The sequence below is a fragment of the [Clostridium] ammoniilyticum genome (genome assembly GCF_025566905.1).
GTDB classification, from domain to species: Bacteria; Bacillota_I; Bacilli_A; order Erysipelotrichales; family Coprobacillaceae; genus Faecalibacillus; species Faecalibacillus intestinalis.
In genome coordinates this window covers 46,442-64,744 of sequence record NZ_JAOQJR010000002.1, presented here as the reverse complement: position 1 = coordinate 64,744, position 18,303 = coordinate 46,442, and the positions used below count along the sequence as shown (strand labels likewise).

The window sequence follows — 18,303 nt, the reverse complement described above, 5'->3', positions numbered from 1 at the left end:
AAGTTGTTAACTAAGCTTTAGTAGTAACCTCTCGTTATAAGGGTTCAGGGAGACTAGAGCTTTTATTTTCTATTTGATATAGTGTAGTTCTTGTAATTTTTGATAGACTTGGTTTGCAAGTAATTGATTGAATGTATCATTACCTGCGAATTTGTCTTCTTTTAGAAGACTTGATGGGATATAGCTATTTGTAAGATCTTTTTGATCTTCTTCAGTAGCTGTAATATTTGCATCTTTTAAGCCATTTGTAAGAAGATAAGTTCTAAAGTCTAAGAAGTGATCTTTATGTTCTTCTTTTAAGATGTTATTATCGTCTCTTACAAGGTTGTTTTGTCTTTTTGATGTCATTGATACAACAATATATTTTTGTGTTTTAATTTGGTTTAAAATAGCTCTTTGATAAGTGATTGTACGATAAACATCTTGGTTGTTTTGTTTATCATAGTTTCCAGAAAAGATAATAACGATATCATTTTCATTAAATTCAGGAAGTGTTGCTTCGATTTGTGCAGGAGCTGTTAGGGTAACAGCTTTTCCAGATTTGTCTCTTGTAAATGTATGAATATTACGAGATGAATCGTAAGCTAAAGTTCCTTTAATACCTTGAATGGTAACTTCATCGAAGTTTGATCCACTATTTTTTAAAGCTTCTACTTGTTCACCTTTTTCATTATAGAAAGTAAGGTCTACAGCTTCTTTATCACCAGGGATGGTGATATTATTAGCGAAAATCTTTGTTCTTCCTACACGAATAGATAAATCAAAAGTTGTATCTTGGTTTCCACCGAATTTAATAATTTCACTATTTGTAAGTGATTCTAAATTAAGTGGGTAACTAGCAAATTCACTTCCCAAGGTAAAGCTATCACCAATACAATAAATACGTTGACTATTTTTTTCTTTTTTTGTTTTTGTTTTTGTTGTTTCTTCTTTTGTTGTAGTTGTTGTTTTTTCTTCTGATTGGTATTTTTTAGCGTTTTGACTTGTTGAAAAACGGTCATAACCAATTAAACCAACAATCATAGCAAGTAAAACAACAACAGTAATAGAAAAAGTAACTTTTTTCATATTAGTAATAGTAGTAATGACTACCAGATATAGATTTTGCTTTTGTTAAAACACTTCCTAAAACGTTTACATTATTTCTTTGAAGTAGTTTTACACAATTTGCAGCATCTTTTTTATTAGTATCTTGTGAAGAAATAGCAAAAATAGTCCCGTCAACGGCATTTCCTACAGGAATGGCATCAGATATCATTCCAATAGGAGCACAGTCAATAATAATGAAATCAAAGGATTTCTTTAATTCATTAATATAATCTTTAAATACATGTGATCCTAATAATTCAGAAGGATTAGGAATATGAATCCCACTTGTTAAAACAGCCATAGTACCTGCAAAAGAAGGATCTTTTACACTTTGGAAGTATTCAACATTTAATTTTTTAGTTTGACGATATTCAAGTAAAGCATCTGTTAAACCATGTTTGTTTGATAATCCCATATATTTATGTAAAGTATTTTTTCTTAAATCACAATCAATTAATAAAACTCTATTATATTTTGTTGCAAAAATATAAGCAAGGTTAATAGATAGTGTTGTTTTTGCTTCATTAGCTTGTGATGAAGTAATACAAATTGATTTAATGTCTTTGTCTACTGTAGAAAATTCAATATTTGTACGAATATGACGAAAGATTTCAGTATAATCAAATTGGCTATGTTTTTTATTTTTATCTAAAATATTTAATGTTTTTCTTTTACTCGTTTTTTTTGCCATAATTATCTCCTTTTAAATATTTTTTTAAAGAAGGATGTTTTTCCTTCAATAGGATCAACTTCTTCATTGTTGATGATATGTAGAGGATTTTCATACATTAATGTATGAATATCTTCATAACTATATTTCTTTACAAGTAAATCAAAGACTTCTTGTAAACAAGGAGAACGATGTCCGTCACAACGATGAGTATCCGTTGCAATTACATGAAGTAATCCTTGATTTAATAATTGATAAGCAAACTTTTGAGCATGTTTACCATGATATCCCAAAAAGCTTGTTGCATTAACTTGAATAAGATAACCATTATCTATAAAATCTTGAATTCTTTCGATATCTAAAGAATCTTTAAAGTATCTTTCAACATGAGCAATAACGGGAGTATATCCTTTATATTGAATTTCATAAAGACGATCTTCTACTTCATTTTCATTTCCTAATTCTTTTCTAACATCAAATTCTACAAGTAAATAATGGGTATTTTCAATAGGTATAAAGATGTTTTGTTCAAGTGCTTCTAGATAATCATGATTTAAGAAGAGTTCACACCCTTCTAAAACCTCAATATTATAAACTCTAGCAAGCTCTTTTAAATCATGAATTCTATCTTTAATAATTTCTAAATCTTTTAAAGTATGTTTTCCAGAAACAACATGAGGTGTTGCGACAATCGTAGAAATACGATTATTTTTAGCTTTTTCTAAAGCCTTTTTAGCATCTTCAAGTGATGGCATTCCATCATCTATATCCCATGCATAGTGACCATGTATATCAATAAAAGCCATAACTAATCCTCAAAATAAGGAATAACGCCAAGATTTGGAATTTCTAGATATTTTTCAACGTCTTCTTTAGTATGTAAACGATTATCTAACATGAATCTAATAAAGATAATACCAATACTTAAAATAGCACCTACTAAACCACCAATAACTATATTTTTAGGAACACTTGGTGAAACAGGTGATGTTTGAAGTTTTGCATCATCAACTGTTGTAATATTGTTGATATTTAAAGTTTCTTTCACTTCATTTGTGAAGACATCAACGGTTGTATCAACAATTTTTTTACTGAGTTGTGGATCAGTTGTTGTTGCTGAAATAGAAATAATTTGGGTATCTGTTTCATTTGAAACGGATACATATTTATTGATATCTTCTACTTCTAAATTTAATTCTTTTGCAACTTTACTTTGAATATTGTTTCCTCCAAGTAAAGCTACATAGTTTTTAGTCATCGAATTATTTGAGTTAATTTGTGAATAGTCAACGATTCCTTCGTTAACTTCTGGTTTTGGGAAAATACGAGCCGTTGATTCATATTTTTTACTAACAAAGAAAATAGTAAAAGCTCCCACTAATATAGCACAAATCAATGTTGAAATAATAATGATATGTAAATGTTCTTTTAATACTTGAAACAATTCAGCTAAATTAATTTCAATCTCTTCATTTTGGATTTCTTGATTATCCATTACTTAATCTCCTTTAATACATATTTTTATAAACAATTATAGATACTACGTCGGTGCTCATTATCTAACAAAAGCCTTTAAAAATCAACAGAATTAGATTTTTTTATAGAAGTATTACTATATAAGAAAAGGAAAAGTCATAAATTTGACCGCTTGGTTATAAAAATCGACCGCTCAGTAATTATTTATTGATAATTTAAGAAATCACGGTATAATACGTTTGATTATAGATGAACTCCAAAATACGTCGTATCAACTTTAAAAATTGAGGGGGGGGGGGTACAAATATGTACAAAAATAAGAGTCAATTATTATTTAGAAGACTATATTTGATAGTAGTAGATATAATAAGTATTATTTTATCTTTCTTCTTATCAGCATTTATTGCATATGACGGTTCTATGGAATTAAGCTTTTTAAAATATACTTATTTTTTTATACCTATTTTACTCATAGGAAGTCTATTCTTCTTTATTATAATGAAGCTTTATGATAGTTTATGGAGCTATGCTTCCATTAATGAATTATTAAATGTTATTATTGCTTCAATATGCAGTTCAATTTTATACTGTATTTTATGTTTACTCATTCCAGTCCATCCGCCGATAAGTACAATATTTTTATATTTATTATTATTACTTGTTTTCATAGGTGGAAGTCGATTTGGTTATCGGTTTGTTCGTCTTTATGCTTCAAGACATTACTTATTTGGTAGAAGTGATGATAATGAAAGCAAAGTCATGATTGTTGGTGCTGGTTCAGCAGGTGAAAAGATTTTAAGAGAAACACTTGTTTCGACAAAACTTCATAAAAAAGTTGTTTGTTTCATTGATGATGATGCAACAAAACACAATAGACGCATTCACAATGTTCCTATTGCGGGGGGAAGAAATGAAATCCTTACACAAGTTGAAAAATATAAAATTGATGAAATCTATGTAGCTTTACCATCAATAGATGATAAAGAAACATCTAAGATTTTAAATATTTGTAAAGAAACCAAATGTAAAATAAAAAAATTACCTGGTATGTATCAATTCTTGAACGATGAAATTACTTTAGAAAAACTAAAAGATGTTGAAGTTCAAGATTTACTTGGAAGAGATCCTGTCCAAGTAAACTTAAAAGAAATTATGGGTTATGTAAAAGATAAAGTAGTTATGGTTACTGGTGGAGGAGGATCTATTGGATCTGAACTTTGTCGACAAATTGCTGCAAGTAATCCAAAACAATTGATTATTGTAGATATTTATGAAAATAATGCTTATAACATTCAATTAGAATTACAACATAAATATCCAAACTTAAATCTTGAAACCATGATTGCTTCCGTAAGAGATGCTGTTAAAATCAATGATTTATTTGCTTATTACCATCCAGATATTGTTTATCATGCAGCAGCACATAAACATGTACCATTAATGGAAGATGCGCCACATGAAGCAATTAAAAACAATGTTTTTGGTACATACAATGTCGTAAAAGCAAGTCATACATATGGTGTTAAGAAATTTATCTTGATATCTACAGATAAAGCAGTTAATCCGACAAATATTATGGGTGCTTCAAAACGATTATGTGAAATGGTTGTACAATCTTATAACAAGATTTCAAAAACAGAATTTGTTGCTGTACGTTTTGGAAACGTATTAGGTTCTAATGGATCCGTTATTCCTTTATTTAAAAAACAAATTAAAGAAGGTGGACCAATTACCATTACACATCCAGATATCATCAGATACTTTATGACAATACCTGAAGCTGTCTCTCTTGTCTTACAAGCAGGTGCCTATGCTAAAGGAGGAGAAATCTTTGTTTTAGATATGGGAAAACCGGTTAAGATTTTAGATATGGCTAGAAACTTAATTAAACTTTCTGGTTTAGAACCAGATGTAGATATTAAAATTGAATTTATTGGGTTAAGACCTGGTGAAAAACTTTATGAAGAAATGTTGATGAAAGAAGAAGGAATGAAAACAACGCCTAATAAGATGATTCATATTGGACAACCAATTCAATTACCTGATGATTTCTTTGATCAATTAGAAGATTTACGTCAAAGTGCATTTGATGAAGATAGTGATATTAGAAAAGATGTTCAATATATGGTAGATACTTACCATTATGATGAAAATACAACACATGGTGTGAAAAACAAAGGATAAAGAAGTTAAACGAATCGTCGCTTTGTCGCGTTCGTTTCCTTTATCTCATATATTAGAAATTAGTCCAATAAATCTATTGGATAGGCGAAGCATACTCAAATGGAGGTTTTTTATGTTTGATAATTGGTATGTAGTTCAGGTAAGAACAGGAAAAGAAGAAGAAATTGTTAAAAAATGTCAATTCTATATAGACCATGATATTTTAATTGATTGTTTTATTCCAATCACGAAAAAGAAAAAGAAGTATCATGGTACATGGCATATTGTTGATGATATTTTATTTAAAGGGTATATCTTTATAATCACCAATCAAGTAGAACAACTTTATACTCAACTCAAAAAAGTACCATATCTTACAAAACTCCTTGGAAATGATGGAAAAGAAATCTATCCCATCTATCCACAAGAAGCTATGTTTCTAACAAAATTTTCAAATAAAGATCATGTTGTTGATATTTCTAATGGTATTATTGAAAACGATAAAATCATTATTAATGAAGGTCCTCTCGTTGGTTTAGAAGGACTTATTACAAAAATAGACAGACATAAACGTATTGCTTATGTTGATGTAGAACTACTTGGAAAGCTTACAAGAGTTCAAGTAGGATTAGAAATTATTAGTAAATCATAAAAAGCACAGAAATGTGCTTTTTTATATACATTTTTTATGTATAACTTTGTTATGCCTTTTTTAGTATATAAAAATATTTCAAGAGAAAAGTTGTATGAAGAACTTCTTATGAAAGAAGAAGGCTTACAGGATACACTGAACCATCTAATTCATATTGGAAAACCAATAGAAATGGATGAAGAGGTCTTCTTAGAAAAACTTGTTCATTTGAAGAAGGAAGCTTATGACGAAACAAATGATATCAGACACCTTATCAAAGATATTGTGCCTACATATCAACCAAAATCATAACAGAACGTATGCTTTTTTTATATGAAAAAGAAAGGAAAAAATTATGAGTGATAAAAAGTATAAGATTGGTTATACAACAGAAGTGTTTGATATGTTTCATATAGGACACTTGAATATTTTAAAAAATGCAAGAAGACGATGTGATTATTTAATTGTTGGTGTAAGTACTGACGAAGTTGTAAAAAGTTATAAAAATAAAACACCTATAATCCCTTTTAAAGAACGTATTGCCATAGTAAATGAATTGAAATGTGTAGATAAGGTAGTTCCTCAAACAAGTATGAATAAGATGGAAGCATGGAATCAGTTACATTTTAATGTGTTATTCCATGGCTCTGATTGGCAAGGAAGTGATATGTACAATAATATGATTAATCAATTTTCAAATGTAGGTGTAGATGTTGTATTTCTTCCACACACAGATGGTATTTCTTCTACATATTTATCAGAAATATTACAAAAAATTAATATAGAAAATTTTGAATAACATAATCATAAAAGGTATGTTTTATTTTTTTAGTTTAATTGATAAAAATTGAATACTAAAATTAGTATTCAAAAATTTAAGTGATTTAGAAAGGATAATATCATGTTTTTAAAATTAATGTATATTACAAATAGCGTTGATGTTGCATTGATTGCTGAAAAATATGGAGTTGATAGAATTTGGATTGATTTAGAAACTTTAGGGAAGCAAGAAAGACAAGGACATATTGATTCTGTAAAATCAAAGCATTCTATCAATGATATAAAAAAAATATCGCCAAAATTAACAAAATCTGAAATGCTAGTAAGGGTTAATCCAATAAATCCATGTAGCAAAGAAGAAATAGACAAAGTAATTGAAGCTGGAGCAGATATTATTATGCTACCGATGTGGAAGTCATTAGATGATGTCAAAAATTTTTTAACAATTGTGGATAAACGTGTTAAAACAACATTACTTCTTGAAACTAAAGAGGCTGTGGAATGTTTAGATGAAGTATTAGAAAATGGTGGATTTGATGAAATACATATAGGATTGAATGATTTGCATTTAAGCTATCATTTAAAATTTATGTTTGAATTGCTTGCCAATGGAACAGTAGAAAAGATTTGTAATAAAATCAAAAACTATAATATTCCGTATGGTTTTGGTGGTGTTGCTAGACTTGGAGAAGGAACATTACCAGCAGAAAAAATTATTATGGAACATTATCGATTAGGTTCATCTAGAGCAATTCTTTCAAGAAGTTTCTGTAATGTAGATAAGACAGCATCACTTGATGAAGTAAAAGAAATATTTAAAGAAAATATGAAAACTCAAAGATTATTTGAAGAGAAAGTAATGAAAATGTCTAAAAAAGATTTTGAAAATAATAAAGATGAATTAAGCAATTGTGTAGAAAAAATCGTTAAACAAATGGAGGCATAAAAATGAAATTAAACAAACAAATTATAAGTGATTTAAGAAAAGAATACGGAGATGCTTTTTATTTGTTAGATTCTAAACAATTTAGAAGTAACTATACTGAATTAAAAAATGCTTTTTCAAGTATTTATTCTAATTTTAATATTGCATATTCTTATAAAACAAATTATACACCTAGATTATGTAAAATTGTTAATGAATTAGGTGGATATGCTGAAGTTGTTTCTGAAATGGAAGCTGCATTAGCTATGAGAATTGGGGTTAAGGAAAATAGAATTATTTGGAATGGTCCAATTAAAAATAAAGAAAAACTAGAATCTTTTTTATTAGCTGGTGGCACAGTTAATATTGATTCTATTGATGAAGGAAAATATATCTATGAATTATCAAAAAAGCATGAAGATGTAACATTTAATGTTGGTGTTCGTTGCAATTATGATGTTCAAGATGGTGTTATTTCTCGATTTGGTTTTGATGTAGAGAGTAAAGAATTTCAAGATGTATTAGATTTAATTAGGGAAAGAGATAATTTATATCTAATCAATTTACAATGCCATTTTGCTAAAAGACAATTAGAATATTGGCCTGAAAAAGCAAAAGGAATGTTAGATTTGATTGACAGGTTAAACATTGTCCCACAAAGAATTGATCTTGGTGGTGGATTGTTTGGGAAAATGGAAAATTCTTTGAAAGAACAATTTACATCTAATATTCCTAATTATCAAGATTATGCAAATGCAGTAGCAACATTATTTGCTGAAAGATTTTCTGATAAAGATAATCAACCAGAATTAATTATAGAACCAGGTTCAGCTTTAGTTGGTGATTGTATGAAATTCGTTGGGACAGTTAAAACAATAAAAAATATAAGAGGAAAATCATTTGCAACAGTATTAGGAAGTCAAAAAAATATTAGTATGACTGGTGTTAATCCTCCTATAGAAATAATCAATATGTCAAATGAGCAAGATGAATATAAAGATTTAGATTTTGTCGGATTTACATGTATTGAGTCTGATGTTATTTATAGAAATTTTAATGGAAAATTAGCTATAAATGATGCGATTGTTATTAGTAATTGCGGATCGTATTCCTTAGTTATGAAACCTCCGTTTATTTTACCTAATTTCGCTGTATTAGATATTTCAGAAGGTAAAACAGAAGTTATTAAACGTGCTGAAAATTTCGAAGATGTTTTTCATACGTTTGAATTATAGGAGGAAATAGATTTGGTAGCTATTAATAAATTTTTAAAGAGACTGTTTGATATTGTATCATCAGGCATAGCAATTATTATTTTGATTCCTTTATGGATAATAATTGCTATTGCTATAAAAAAAGATTCTAAAGGACCTATTTTCTTCAAACAAGGTAGAAGAACAACAAATGGAAAAGTATTTCATATGTATAAATTTCGCTCAATGATAGTTGATGCTGAAAAAATGGGTGCAGGATTATTTAATTATAAAGATGATCCAAGAGTAACAAAAGTAGGAAAATTTTTAAGAAAGAGTAGTTTAGATGAATTACCTCAATTGTTTAATATATTTTTTGGAGATATGTCTGTCGTAGGACCCAGACCATGCGTTACTTATGAATTGGGCGATTTTGAAACATTAAATAAAAAGTATAAAAAAAGGTTTCAAGTCAAAGCAGGCTTAACTGGTTTGGCTCAAGTAAAGGGTCGCAATGATATTTCTTGGGATGAAAAAGTAACCTATGATAATCAATATGTGGATGGATTTAAAAAGTATGGAATTATATTAGATATAAAGATTCTATTTGACTCAGTAATAAAAGTGTTTAAAAAAGAAAATATTTATGAAAATAAAGCAGATGAATCTTTAGATGATATCGAAGCTGCGAAATTAGCAGAAGAAGAAATTATTAGAATTGCACACTTACCAGATTAGAGGAGGATAAGCAATGAAATATGATGTAGAAAATAGAAGAATATGGTTAAAAGGTGAAATATTAAATGTCAATGATGCAAAAATCAATGTATTATCACCAACATCACAATTTGGTTTAAATGTATTTGAAGGAATTCCATGTTATTGGAATGAAGATGAAAATCAATTATATGCATTTCGTTTAGATGATCATTATAATCGATTATTAAGATCAGCAAAATTGTTACAATTAGATTGTAAATATACAAAGGAAGATTTTACAAAAGCCTTAAAAGATGTCATTAAAGCAAACGAATATGATGAAAATTTATCTGTAAGACAAACTTTATTTGTTGATGGCTTTGGATCATGGGGATCAGAGGGACCAGTAGAAATGTTTGTTGCACCAATTCCTAGAGGAAGAACAAGTGCTGAATATAATAAAAAAGGGTTAAACTGTTGTATTACTTCTTGGAGAAGAATTAGTGATGAAACTCTTTCACCAAGAATTAAATGTGGCGCTAATTATATTAATAGTAGAGTAGGACAAAGAGAAGCTTTAAGAAATGGATATGATACTTGTCTTTTCTTAAATGAAGTTGGAAAGGTTGCAGAAGGACCTGGATCATGCTTTTTTATGATTAAGGATAATACAGTTATTACTCCACAACTTACAGATAGTGTTCTAGAAAGTATTACAAGAGATACTGTGATTCAATTAGCAAAGCATATGGGATATAAAGTTATTGAAAGATCAATAGATAGAACAGAACTTTACACATGTGATGAAGCCTTTTTATGTGGGTCAGCGATGGAGATTACCCCTGTTTTAAGTATTGATCGATATACAATTGGAAATGGTGATACTGGAAATATTACAAAAAATATACATTTAAAATATTTAGATGCTGTTCAAGGAAAAGATAAAGAATTTAAGCAATGGGTAACTCCAATTTATGAATAGAGGTTAGTTATGGATAGAAAATTTATAGAAGGAAAAGTATCTGTAATTATACCAATTTATAATGCAGAAAAGTATTTAAGAAAAACATTAGATTCTATTCTTGTTCAAACATACAAAGACATAGAGATTGTTTTAGTTGATGATTGTTCAAATGATGACTCAGCTAATATTATTAAAGAGTATATACAAAAATATCCAGAAATTGTTTACTTTTTACAAGAAACAAATCAAGGTGCAGGCGCAGCAAGAAATAAAGCATTAGAATTAGCAACTGGTCAATATGTTGCTTTTTTAGATAGTGATGATATTTGGTATCCAAATAAGGTTGCTAAACAACTTGAGTTAATGAAGAAAAGAAATTGTCCATTTTCATATACGGCAATTGAAATGATTGATGAAAATGACAATCTTTTAAAGAATAAAAGAAATATTAAAGAAACGTGTGATTACAAATATTTGTTACATAATACAATAATAGCTACATCGTCAGTTATTATCGATAGAACTATTTTAGGTGACTTTAGAATGCCTTTAAGGCGAGGTGGACAAGATTATGCAACTTGGTTAATGTTATTAAGAAATGGATGCATTGCTAGAGGCATTAATGAAGCACTTGTTAAATATCGTATAAGTAGTAATTCATTATCATCAAATAAATTTAAAAGCATTAAACAAATTTGGGAAATTCAAACACAAGATGAAGAAATAAATAAATTACGTGTTTGTTTGAATACATTTAGATTTATAATAAATGCTTTAAAAAAATATTTAGGAGAATAGAGATGAGAAAAATTGATGTTGAAATAGTTTTTGTGGTTTTAGTTTATAGAAATATAGATGATTTACAAAACTTTATTATTAATACGAAATCTAAAGTAAAGTGTAATTATAAAATTATTGTTATAGATGCCAAATATTCAGATGAAGTATCCAAAGATATAGAAAATATTTGTTTTCAAAATAAACTAGTATACATTCAGATTGATAACAAAGGATATGGATATGGGAATAATGTTGGAATAGAATATGCAAATAATATGTATGAATATAAATATATTATTATTTGTAATCCAGATGTTGAGTTTATTAGCACATTAAGAATAGAAAATTTATGCGATTCTGAAATGATTATTGCTCCCCAAATAATTGCCAATAATAATAAATTGCAAAATCCATATTGGGTGAAAGAAAATATATTTTCTGAAAAATTAATGTATATAGGGTATAAACATGATATTAAATTGTTTTTGTATGTGGGTATTTTTATAAATAAGATTATAAAGTATTTATTTAGAAATCATAATAATTATATCTATGCATGTCATGGTGCATGTATAATCTTGAATTATAATTTTATAAAATACTACAATTTTAAATTTGATGATAAAATGTTTTTATTTTATGAAGAGGCATTGTTAGGATTATTTGCTAAAAAGAACAATATAAAAATAAAGTATGATAAAAATATTATAGTAAGACATTTTGAAGACGGATCAATGAGTATTTCAAATATTAATGAATATAATTTCTTAAGGGACTCGTTTATTTATTATTATAAAAGGTATAGAAAATTATGAAAATAGGAATTGTAATTGTATGTTATAACCCAGATATAAGAACAGATAAGTTGATAGATAATATTTCAAATGATAATAATTATGAAAAAATAGTTATTGTCGATAATTCAAATTTTAGAAATAAAAAGTTTGAAAATTTAGATAGAAAAAAATTTAAATATATTCCAAATTGTAAAAATTTAGGAATAGCCAAAGCTCAGAATATTGGATTAGATTATTTAAATTCTATTGGATTAAAATGGGCTATTACACTAGATCAAGATACAATAATTACATATTCATTAAGTAATAAGTATATAAAGTATTTAGATAAAAAAGAAAAACTTGATGATATAGGAATTATAAGTACTAATTATTACGATATAGGTACACAAAAGCAAAAATTTGTATTTAATGAAAGTGAAATACTTGTTGATGAAACTATAAGTTCTGGGTCTTTGATTAATATAGATATATTTAATAAAATAGGAAAAATGAGAGAGGATTATTTTATAGATCAAGTAGATAATGAATATTGTTTAAGGCTAAAAGTAAACGGATATAAAATAGTTATATTGAATGGTATCGATATGGAACATAAAATAGGAAAAATAGAGTTGAGAAAGATTTTTGGAAGAGAAATCTGCATTTATCATCAATCACCTATGCGATATTATTACAGAACAAGAAATCTATTATTTATGATAAAAGATTATAAGGATAGAGTTGTGATAATAAAAGTTATAAAATCATTAGTAAAAGATTTTATAAAATTATTATTTGAACAGAAAAAATATACAAAATTAAAAATGATTTTTTTAGGTATTAATGATGGATTTGCTTATCTGCTTGATAGAAAGGAAAAAAATGAAGATAATTTTGATTAATATTATATTAATAATATTTATGGTATTTTTATATAAATATTTAAAGAAAAAAACAAATACATATTTTTCACCATTGCTTTTGTTTAATTGGATTTGGATTACTGTTATAGTTAATTCAGCTTTAATTTCAACAAAAAAATTTAGTATGGCAACAAATATATTTGTTATTTTAATTTTTATAAGTGGGAATTTATTTTTTTTAATGTTTTCGAAAAGAAACAATAATGATGATTTATATAAACAAATTCATAAGTATTATTCAACAAATAAAAGTAAAATGAAAAAAATGATAATTTTTTGTTTGTTATTTCGTATTATGCAAATATTTTATGATATTTATGTTGTTAATAGATTAGGTGCATCAATTAATATGTTATTTGGTAATGTTGAATGGTTAAGGTTTGCATATTTGAATTATTCAAATAACATAGGAATAGTTTTTGCATTAATCACAAATATTTTAAATTATTTTGCTGAATTAGGACTAATAATAAGTGCATTTTTATGTTTCTGTGAAAAAAAATATTTCTACTTACTAATAAATATTATATTATCCTTTTTTCATGCTATTTTTACATTATCAAAAATGGCTTTTTTTATTGACTTAATATTTGTAATAGGAATTTTTTTTATATTTTCAAATATAATCAAAATAAATCGTAAAGAGAAAAGATTAATAGTGTTGGTAATAGTATTTATTATCCTTTCATTGATAGTAACAGGAACGCAAAGAGGATATCAAAATCAAGATAGTTCAATTGAGGGAATTGATAATGTTATAGTAGCTAAAACAGTTTCGTATTTTGTAACACCGTGTCTAGCATTTAAATCCTTAATGGATCAAGAAATTGATTATAGTTATGGAAGCAAAACATTTAGCCCAATATATAAGTTTATTGGATTTAGTTATGAAACATTTGGAGATATAGATGTAGGTTTTGATGATTCTACTGTTTATACTTTGCCAGGAATGTTTTTTGCTGATTTTGGTTATATTGGATGTATATTATTATTATTTTTTTATTCTTTCGTAGTTTCAAAAACATATAATAAAGTTTTTCAGAAATTTTCTTTATTTAATTTGTGTATGTATTTAATATTTAATATGACATTATTACTTTCATTTTTTACTTGGATGGGAAGAATGACTTTTTATTGGATATTCCCTATTTTTGTTTTTTATGTTGAAAAGATGATTATGATTAAGAATGGAGGATAAAATATTGAATAATAAATTAAAAACCATTTCAACAAATACATTAATAATTGGTATGGGAGCTATTGTTTCTAAAGGTGCAGCATTTATAATTGCTTTTGTATTAGCAAATTTTTTATCAACAAAACAATATGGTAGTTTGGATGTTATTTTGACATATGTTAGTTTAGCACTGCCTTTTATTACTATGGAATTATCTCAAGCAATGTATAGAAAGATATTAGAAAATCCAGAAAATGCAAATGAATATTATTTAAAATCCATAATGTCAATATTATTAAATGTTATTATTTTTATAGTTATATTGATTTTTATTAATACACAGTATAAATTTTATATTTTTATTTATACATTATTACAAATAATTTTTAACTTTACTATTGAATATGTTAGAGGCTTACAAAATCTTAAATTATATTCTATATGTAATATTATTAATTCTTTTACTTTTTTAGTACTAGCTCCATTATTTTTAAAATGTTTTCAACATAATATAAAATATGTCCTTTTAGCATATTCAATCTCTTTTTTGATATGCATTGGCATTGTATATTATAAATATGATATTTTTAGAATTACTAATAAAGGTGATTATAATTTAAAAAAAATGCTATCATATTCATTACCACTTATACCTAATGGAATTTCATGGTGGGTTACAAATGCATCAGATAGGTTGATTATAAATTTGTTTCTAGGTGTTAAATATAATGGATTATATGCTATGGCTTATAAAATCCCTACACTATTAACTTCTTTTTTTTCTGTATTTAATTTATCTTTTCAACAAATGGCATTTTTAGAAAATGAGGAAAGTGATATTATTTTTTATGATAAATTATTTAATGAACTATTTCGAATTTTATCTTGTGTTGGGCTTTTAATAATAATGTTTGTACCGATTGTATATGGTGTTTTTTTACCTCATGATTATATTGCTAGTATGAAATATATTCCATCTCTTTTATCAGGTACCATATTTCTTTGTTTATCACAATATTTAGGAAATATGTTACTTTCAAATAGAAAAAATAAAATAGTAGGCATTTCTACAACAATTTCAGCAATATTTAATATTTTAATTAATTTATTATTAATAAAACAAATTGGATTATTTGCCGCATCATTTTCTACAATGATTTCATATATAATTCTTTATACTATTAGATATTTTAACCAAAGAAAAAGTATAGTAAAAAAGACATTTTATTTTAAAACATTAATTATACAATTATTATTTTTAATGTTTTCTTATTTTTATATTAGATATTTTGACTTTAATATTGTATATATGATTATAAATGTTTTTTTGATTATTTTTGTTTTAATGATAAATAAAAATTTCATTCTATCGTTAGTAAATATATGTTTTAAGGAGAAAAAATAGAAGATTATGAATATAACAATTGTAAATCAACAAGGACACAATTTTGGAGATGAAGCAGCAGGAGCAGGATTGCTTAACAGAATACTACAATATGAAGAAGTAGAAAATGTGACTGTTCTTTATGCATCTGATTCAATTTTACCAATTACTGATTCTAGAATTATACATAAACCAGATATTTCTTTAAAAAATGTAGGTTTAAAAAATTTAATTACTTATTATTTGTTTGGGTCTAAAATAGTAAAAAATAAAAAATTAAATGAATGGATTAGAATTATTAATAATTCTGACATAATTTTTGTTTCCCCATGTGGTGCAAGTATAGGAATATATAAAGATTATCGATATCTATTAAGATTATTGATTGTTGTTAAAGAAAAAAAAATACCAGTTTTTCATTATAATACTATTAATTCAAGTAAAAGTATAATATTTGACAGTATTGCAAAATATATTTTAAATAGATCAGATGTAAATGTAAGAGAAAAGAAATCTAAATTATACTTGGATAGTATAGGCATTGAAAGTACACTAGGAACTGATAGTGCTTTTTTATTAAGTCCATTAGAGAATATGAGTAAAAGTAGTTATATTAGTTTTATTCCTGCTCATTTTGATGATTGGCATCCTTATTTTAAAAAAAATAATATAGATGAAAAATTTAATAGTAAAGTATTGCCGATTATTTCCAAAATTATAAAAAAAAATAATTTAAAAATAAAAATACTGCCTCATTTCAATTTAGAAAGTGAATATAAATATTGTAATTATATGAAAGAATTGCTAATAAAAAATGGAGTTAATGAAAGAAATATAGTAGTTCCTAGATTAACAAAATTTCAAGAATATGATTATGAAATTTCTAGAAGTCTATTTGTAGTATCAATGAGATATCATGGTTGTGTTTTAGCTTCTAAAAATTTTATTCCTTTTTATACTTTTTCATATGAGAATAAAATGAATGAAGTAGCTAATTATTCGCAAATGAAAGAATATGTTATTAATTTAAATAATCTAGATGCATACTCTAATAATAATTTAAGTAATCTTTTTGAATCTATTATTTTTAAAAGAGATGATTTAAGTGATATGTTAAAATCAAGATATTATAATTTTATTCTTCCAAACGTTGAAAAGAAGACTAAACAATTATTTAAGGGAGATGAATAGAAAATGAAACTAGCAGTCGCAGGAACAGGATATGTAGGATTGAGTATCGCTACATTATTAGCACAGCATCACGAAGTGATGGCTGTGGATATCATAGAAGATAAGGTGAATAAGATTAATAATCGTATTAGTCCTATTCAAGATGAATATATCGAAAAATATTTAAAAGAAAAAGAATTAAATCTAACAGCAACCTTAAATGCAGAAGATGCATATAAGGATGCTGTTTTTGTTATCATTGCTGCACCAACAAACTATGATTCAAAGAAGAACTTCTTTGATACAAGTGCAGTAGAAAATGTAATAGAACAGGTAATGGAAATCAATCCAAATGCCATTATGGTCATTAAAAGTACAATACCTGTAGGATATACACAAAGCATCAGGGAAAAAACAGGAAGCAAGAATATCATTTTCTCTCCTGAATTCTTAAGAGAATCAAAGGCATTGTATGATAATCTTTATCCTTCAAGAATCATTGTAGGAACAGATATGAATGATGAAAGACTTGTAGAAGCAGCACATACATTTGCATCACTATTACAAGAAGGAGCCATCAAAGAAGATATTGATACATTGTTTATGGGATTTACAGAAGCAGAAGCAGTAAAACTGTTCGCTAATACATATCTAGCATTAAGAGTATCTTTTTTCAATGAATTAGATACCTATGCAGAACTAAAAGGATTAGGTACACAACAAATCATTAATGGAGTATGTCTAGATCCAAGAATTGGATCACATTACAATAATCCATCATTTGGATATGGGGGATATTGTTTACCAAAAGATACAAAACAATTATTAGCTAACTATGCAGATGTCCCACAAAACTTAATTGAAGCCATTGTAGAAAGTAATAGAACAAGAAAAGATTTCATTGCAGATCAAGTATTAGAAAAAGCAGGAGCGTATGAAGCAAATGATTCATATAATCAAGAAAAAGAAAATGAAGTAATTGTTGGAGTATATAGATTAACAATGAAATCAAACAGCGATAACTTCAGACAGTCATCAATCCAAGGAGTCATGAAAAGAATCAAAGCTAAAGGAGCTAAGGTTATTGTCTATGAACCAACATTAGAAGATGGAACAACATTCTTTGGAAGTGAAGTAGTAAATGACTTAAATAAATTTAAAGAACTAAGTCAAGCAATCATAGCGAACCGCTATGATAGTTGTCTAGATGATGTAGAAGAAAAAGTATATACAAGAGATTTATTTAGAAGAGATTAGTTTCTAATATGGATTTTTTAGATTTATTTTATAAGAATTTTTCTATAAAGCCTAAGTCTTTATTTGGGTAATTTTCATTGTTTTAATAGTTATTAAATTTGGTGATTTTTTTAATTCATTGGAATTATCATGGAAATGGGTTAAGAAAATATATGATTTTTTTAAAAATAATAAAAAAAGAGTAATAATTGTACTTATAGTGTTGTTTTGCATAATAGGTAATTCAGATTTTTCAATTTTTTT

19 protein-coding genes are annotated in these 18,303 nt (G+C 26.4%); 15 read left to right on the top strand and 4 right to left on the bottom strand.

Translation table 11 applies throughout. The features are described 5' to 3' along the window. Nucleotides 1-69 precede the first annotated feature (69 nt). From OCV55_RS02500 to OCV55_RS02485, 4 genes are read right to left on the bottom strand one after another with little or no spacing between them, the layout of a single operon-like run. Nucleotides 70-1,068, bottom strand: a complete 999-nt coding sequence (locus tag OCV55_RS02500; protein ID WP_147579706.1) for a hypothetical protein — start codon at nt 1,066-1,068, stop codon at nt 70-72. Nucleotide 1,069: 1 nt separating this feature from the next. Continuing rightward, nucleotides 1,070-1,780: a CpsD/CapB family tyrosine-protein kinase gene (locus tag OCV55_RS02495; RefSeq protein ID WP_147579705.1), complete on the bottom strand. Its 711-nt coding sequence runs from the start codon at nt 1,778-1,780 to the stop codon at nt 1,070-1,072. A 2-nt stretch (nt 1,781-1,782) separates the two neighbouring features. Then, nucleotides 1,783-2,565 carry a tyrosine-protein phosphatase gene (locus OCV55_RS02490; RefSeq protein ID WP_117347359.1) on the bottom strand — a complete coding sequence of 261 codons (783 nt, stop codon included), beginning with the start codon at nt 2,563-2,565 and terminating at the stop codon, nt 1,783-1,785. 2 nt (nt 2,566-2,567) lie between these two features. Then, nucleotides 2,568-3,254, bottom strand: a complete 687-nt coding sequence (locus OCV55_RS02485) for a YveK family protein (protein ID WP_147579704.1) — start codon at nt 3,252-3,254, stop codon at nt 2,568-2,570. A 287-nt stretch (nt 3,255-3,541) separates the two neighbouring features. On the opposite strand from OCV55_RS02485, the gene OCV55_RS02480 reads away from it, so the two are divergent. The 15 genes from OCV55_RS02480 to OCV55_RS02410 all read left to right on the top strand — a co-directional run bounded on the left by OCV55_RS02480 (nt 3,542) and on the right by OCV55_RS02410 (nt 18,060). After that, nucleotides 3,542-5,419: a polysaccharide biosynthesis protein gene (locus OCV55_RS02480; protein ID WP_147579703.1), complete on the top strand. Its 1,878-nt coding sequence runs from the start codon at nt 3,542-3,544 to the stop codon at nt 5,417-5,419. Nucleotides 5,420-5,531: 112 nt separating this feature from the next. Further along, on the top strand, nt 5,532-6,050 hold the full coding sequence (loaP, locus tag OCV55_RS02475) for an antiterminator LoaP (RefSeq protein ID WP_147579702.1): 519 nt from the start codon (nt 5,532-5,534) through the stop codon (nt 6,048-6,050). Nucleotides 6,051-6,158: 108 nt separating this feature from the next. Continuing rightward, on the top strand, nt 6,159-6,341 hold the full coding sequence (locus OCV55_RS02470; RefSeq protein WP_227359767.1) for a hypothetical protein: 183 nt from the start codon (nt 6,159-6,161) through the stop codon (nt 6,339-6,341). A gap of 43 nt (nt 6,342-6,384) precedes the next feature. Next, entirely contained in the window at nt 6,385-6,828 is a 444-nt protein-coding gene (locus OCV55_RS02465) for an adenylyltransferase/cytidyltransferase family protein (RefSeq protein ID WP_118347767.1), read from the top strand. Nucleotides 6,829-6,930: 102 nt separating this feature from the next. Continuing rightward, entirely contained in the window at nt 6,931-7,755 is an 825-nt protein-coding gene (locus OCV55_RS02460) for an aldolase/citrate lyase family protein (RefSeq protein ID WP_118347769.1), read from the top strand. 2 nt (nt 7,756-7,757) lie between these two features. Further along, nucleotides 7,758-8,969 (top strand): type III PLP-dependent enzyme domain-containing protein, encoded by a 1,212-nt coding sequence (locus OCV55_RS02455; protein ID WP_118347771.1) that lies wholly within the window; start codon nt 7,758-7,760, stop codon nt 8,967-8,969. A 12-nt stretch (nt 8,970-8,981) separates the two neighbouring features. Next, nucleotides 8,982-9,665 (top strand): sugar transferase, encoded by a 684-nt coding sequence (locus OCV55_RS02450; protein WP_147579701.1) that lies wholly within the window; start codon nt 8,982-8,984, stop codon nt 9,663-9,665. Nucleotides 9,666-9,678: 13 nt separating this feature from the next. Next, nucleotides 9,679-10,608 carry a branched-chain amino acid transaminase gene (locus tag OCV55_RS02445; protein WP_118306156.1) on the top strand — a complete coding sequence of 310 codons (930 nt, stop codon included), beginning with the start codon at nt 9,679-9,681 and terminating at the stop codon, nt 10,606-10,608. Nucleotides 10,609-10,617: 9 nt separating this feature from the next. Next, nucleotides 10,618-11,388, top strand: a complete 771-nt coding sequence (locus OCV55_RS02440) for a glycosyltransferase family 2 protein (protein WP_118347773.1) — start codon at nt 10,618-10,620, stop codon at nt 11,386-11,388. A 2-nt stretch (nt 11,389-11,390) separates the two neighbouring features. Next, the gene (locus OCV55_RS02435; RefSeq protein WP_118347775.1) at nt 11,391-12,185 is read left to right on the top strand and encodes a glycosyltransferase family protein; all 795 of its coding nucleotides are present in this window, start codon (nt 11,391-11,393) and stop codon (nt 12,183-12,185) included. Beyond that, nucleotides 12,182-13,051, top strand: a complete 870-nt coding sequence (locus tag OCV55_RS02430) for a glycosyltransferase (RefSeq protein WP_118347777.1) — start codon at nt 12,182-12,184, stop codon at nt 13,049-13,051. The genes OCV55_RS02435 and OCV55_RS02430 overlap by 4 nt, the downstream gene beginning before the upstream one ends. Next, nucleotides 13,032-14,270, top strand: coding sequence for an O-antigen polymerase (locus OCV55_RS02425; RefSeq protein WP_267309772.1), 1,239 nt, complete (start codon nt 13,032-13,034; stop codon nt 14,268-14,270). Before OCV55_RS02430 ends, OCV55_RS02425 begins: the two co-directional genes overlap by 20 nt. 4 nt (nt 14,271-14,274) lie before the next feature. Beyond that, the gene (locus OCV55_RS02420; protein WP_158569611.1) at nt 14,275-15,654 is read left to right on the top strand and encodes a lipopolysaccharide biosynthesis protein; all 1,380 of its coding nucleotides are present in this window, start codon (nt 14,275-14,277) and stop codon (nt 15,652-15,654) included. A gap of 6 nt (nt 15,655-15,660) precedes the next feature. Beyond that, nucleotides 15,661-16,824: a polysaccharide pyruvyl transferase family protein gene (locus tag OCV55_RS02415; protein WP_118347783.1), complete on the top strand. Its 1,164-nt coding sequence runs from the start codon at nt 15,661-15,663 to the stop codon at nt 16,822-16,824. Nucleotides 16,825-16,827: 3 nt separating this feature from the next. Continuing rightward, entirely contained in the window at nt 16,828-18,060 is a 1,233-nt protein-coding gene (locus tag OCV55_RS02410) for a nucleotide sugar dehydrogenase (RefSeq protein ID WP_147579699.1), read from the top strand. Nucleotides 18,061-18,303: the final 243 nt, after the last annotated feature.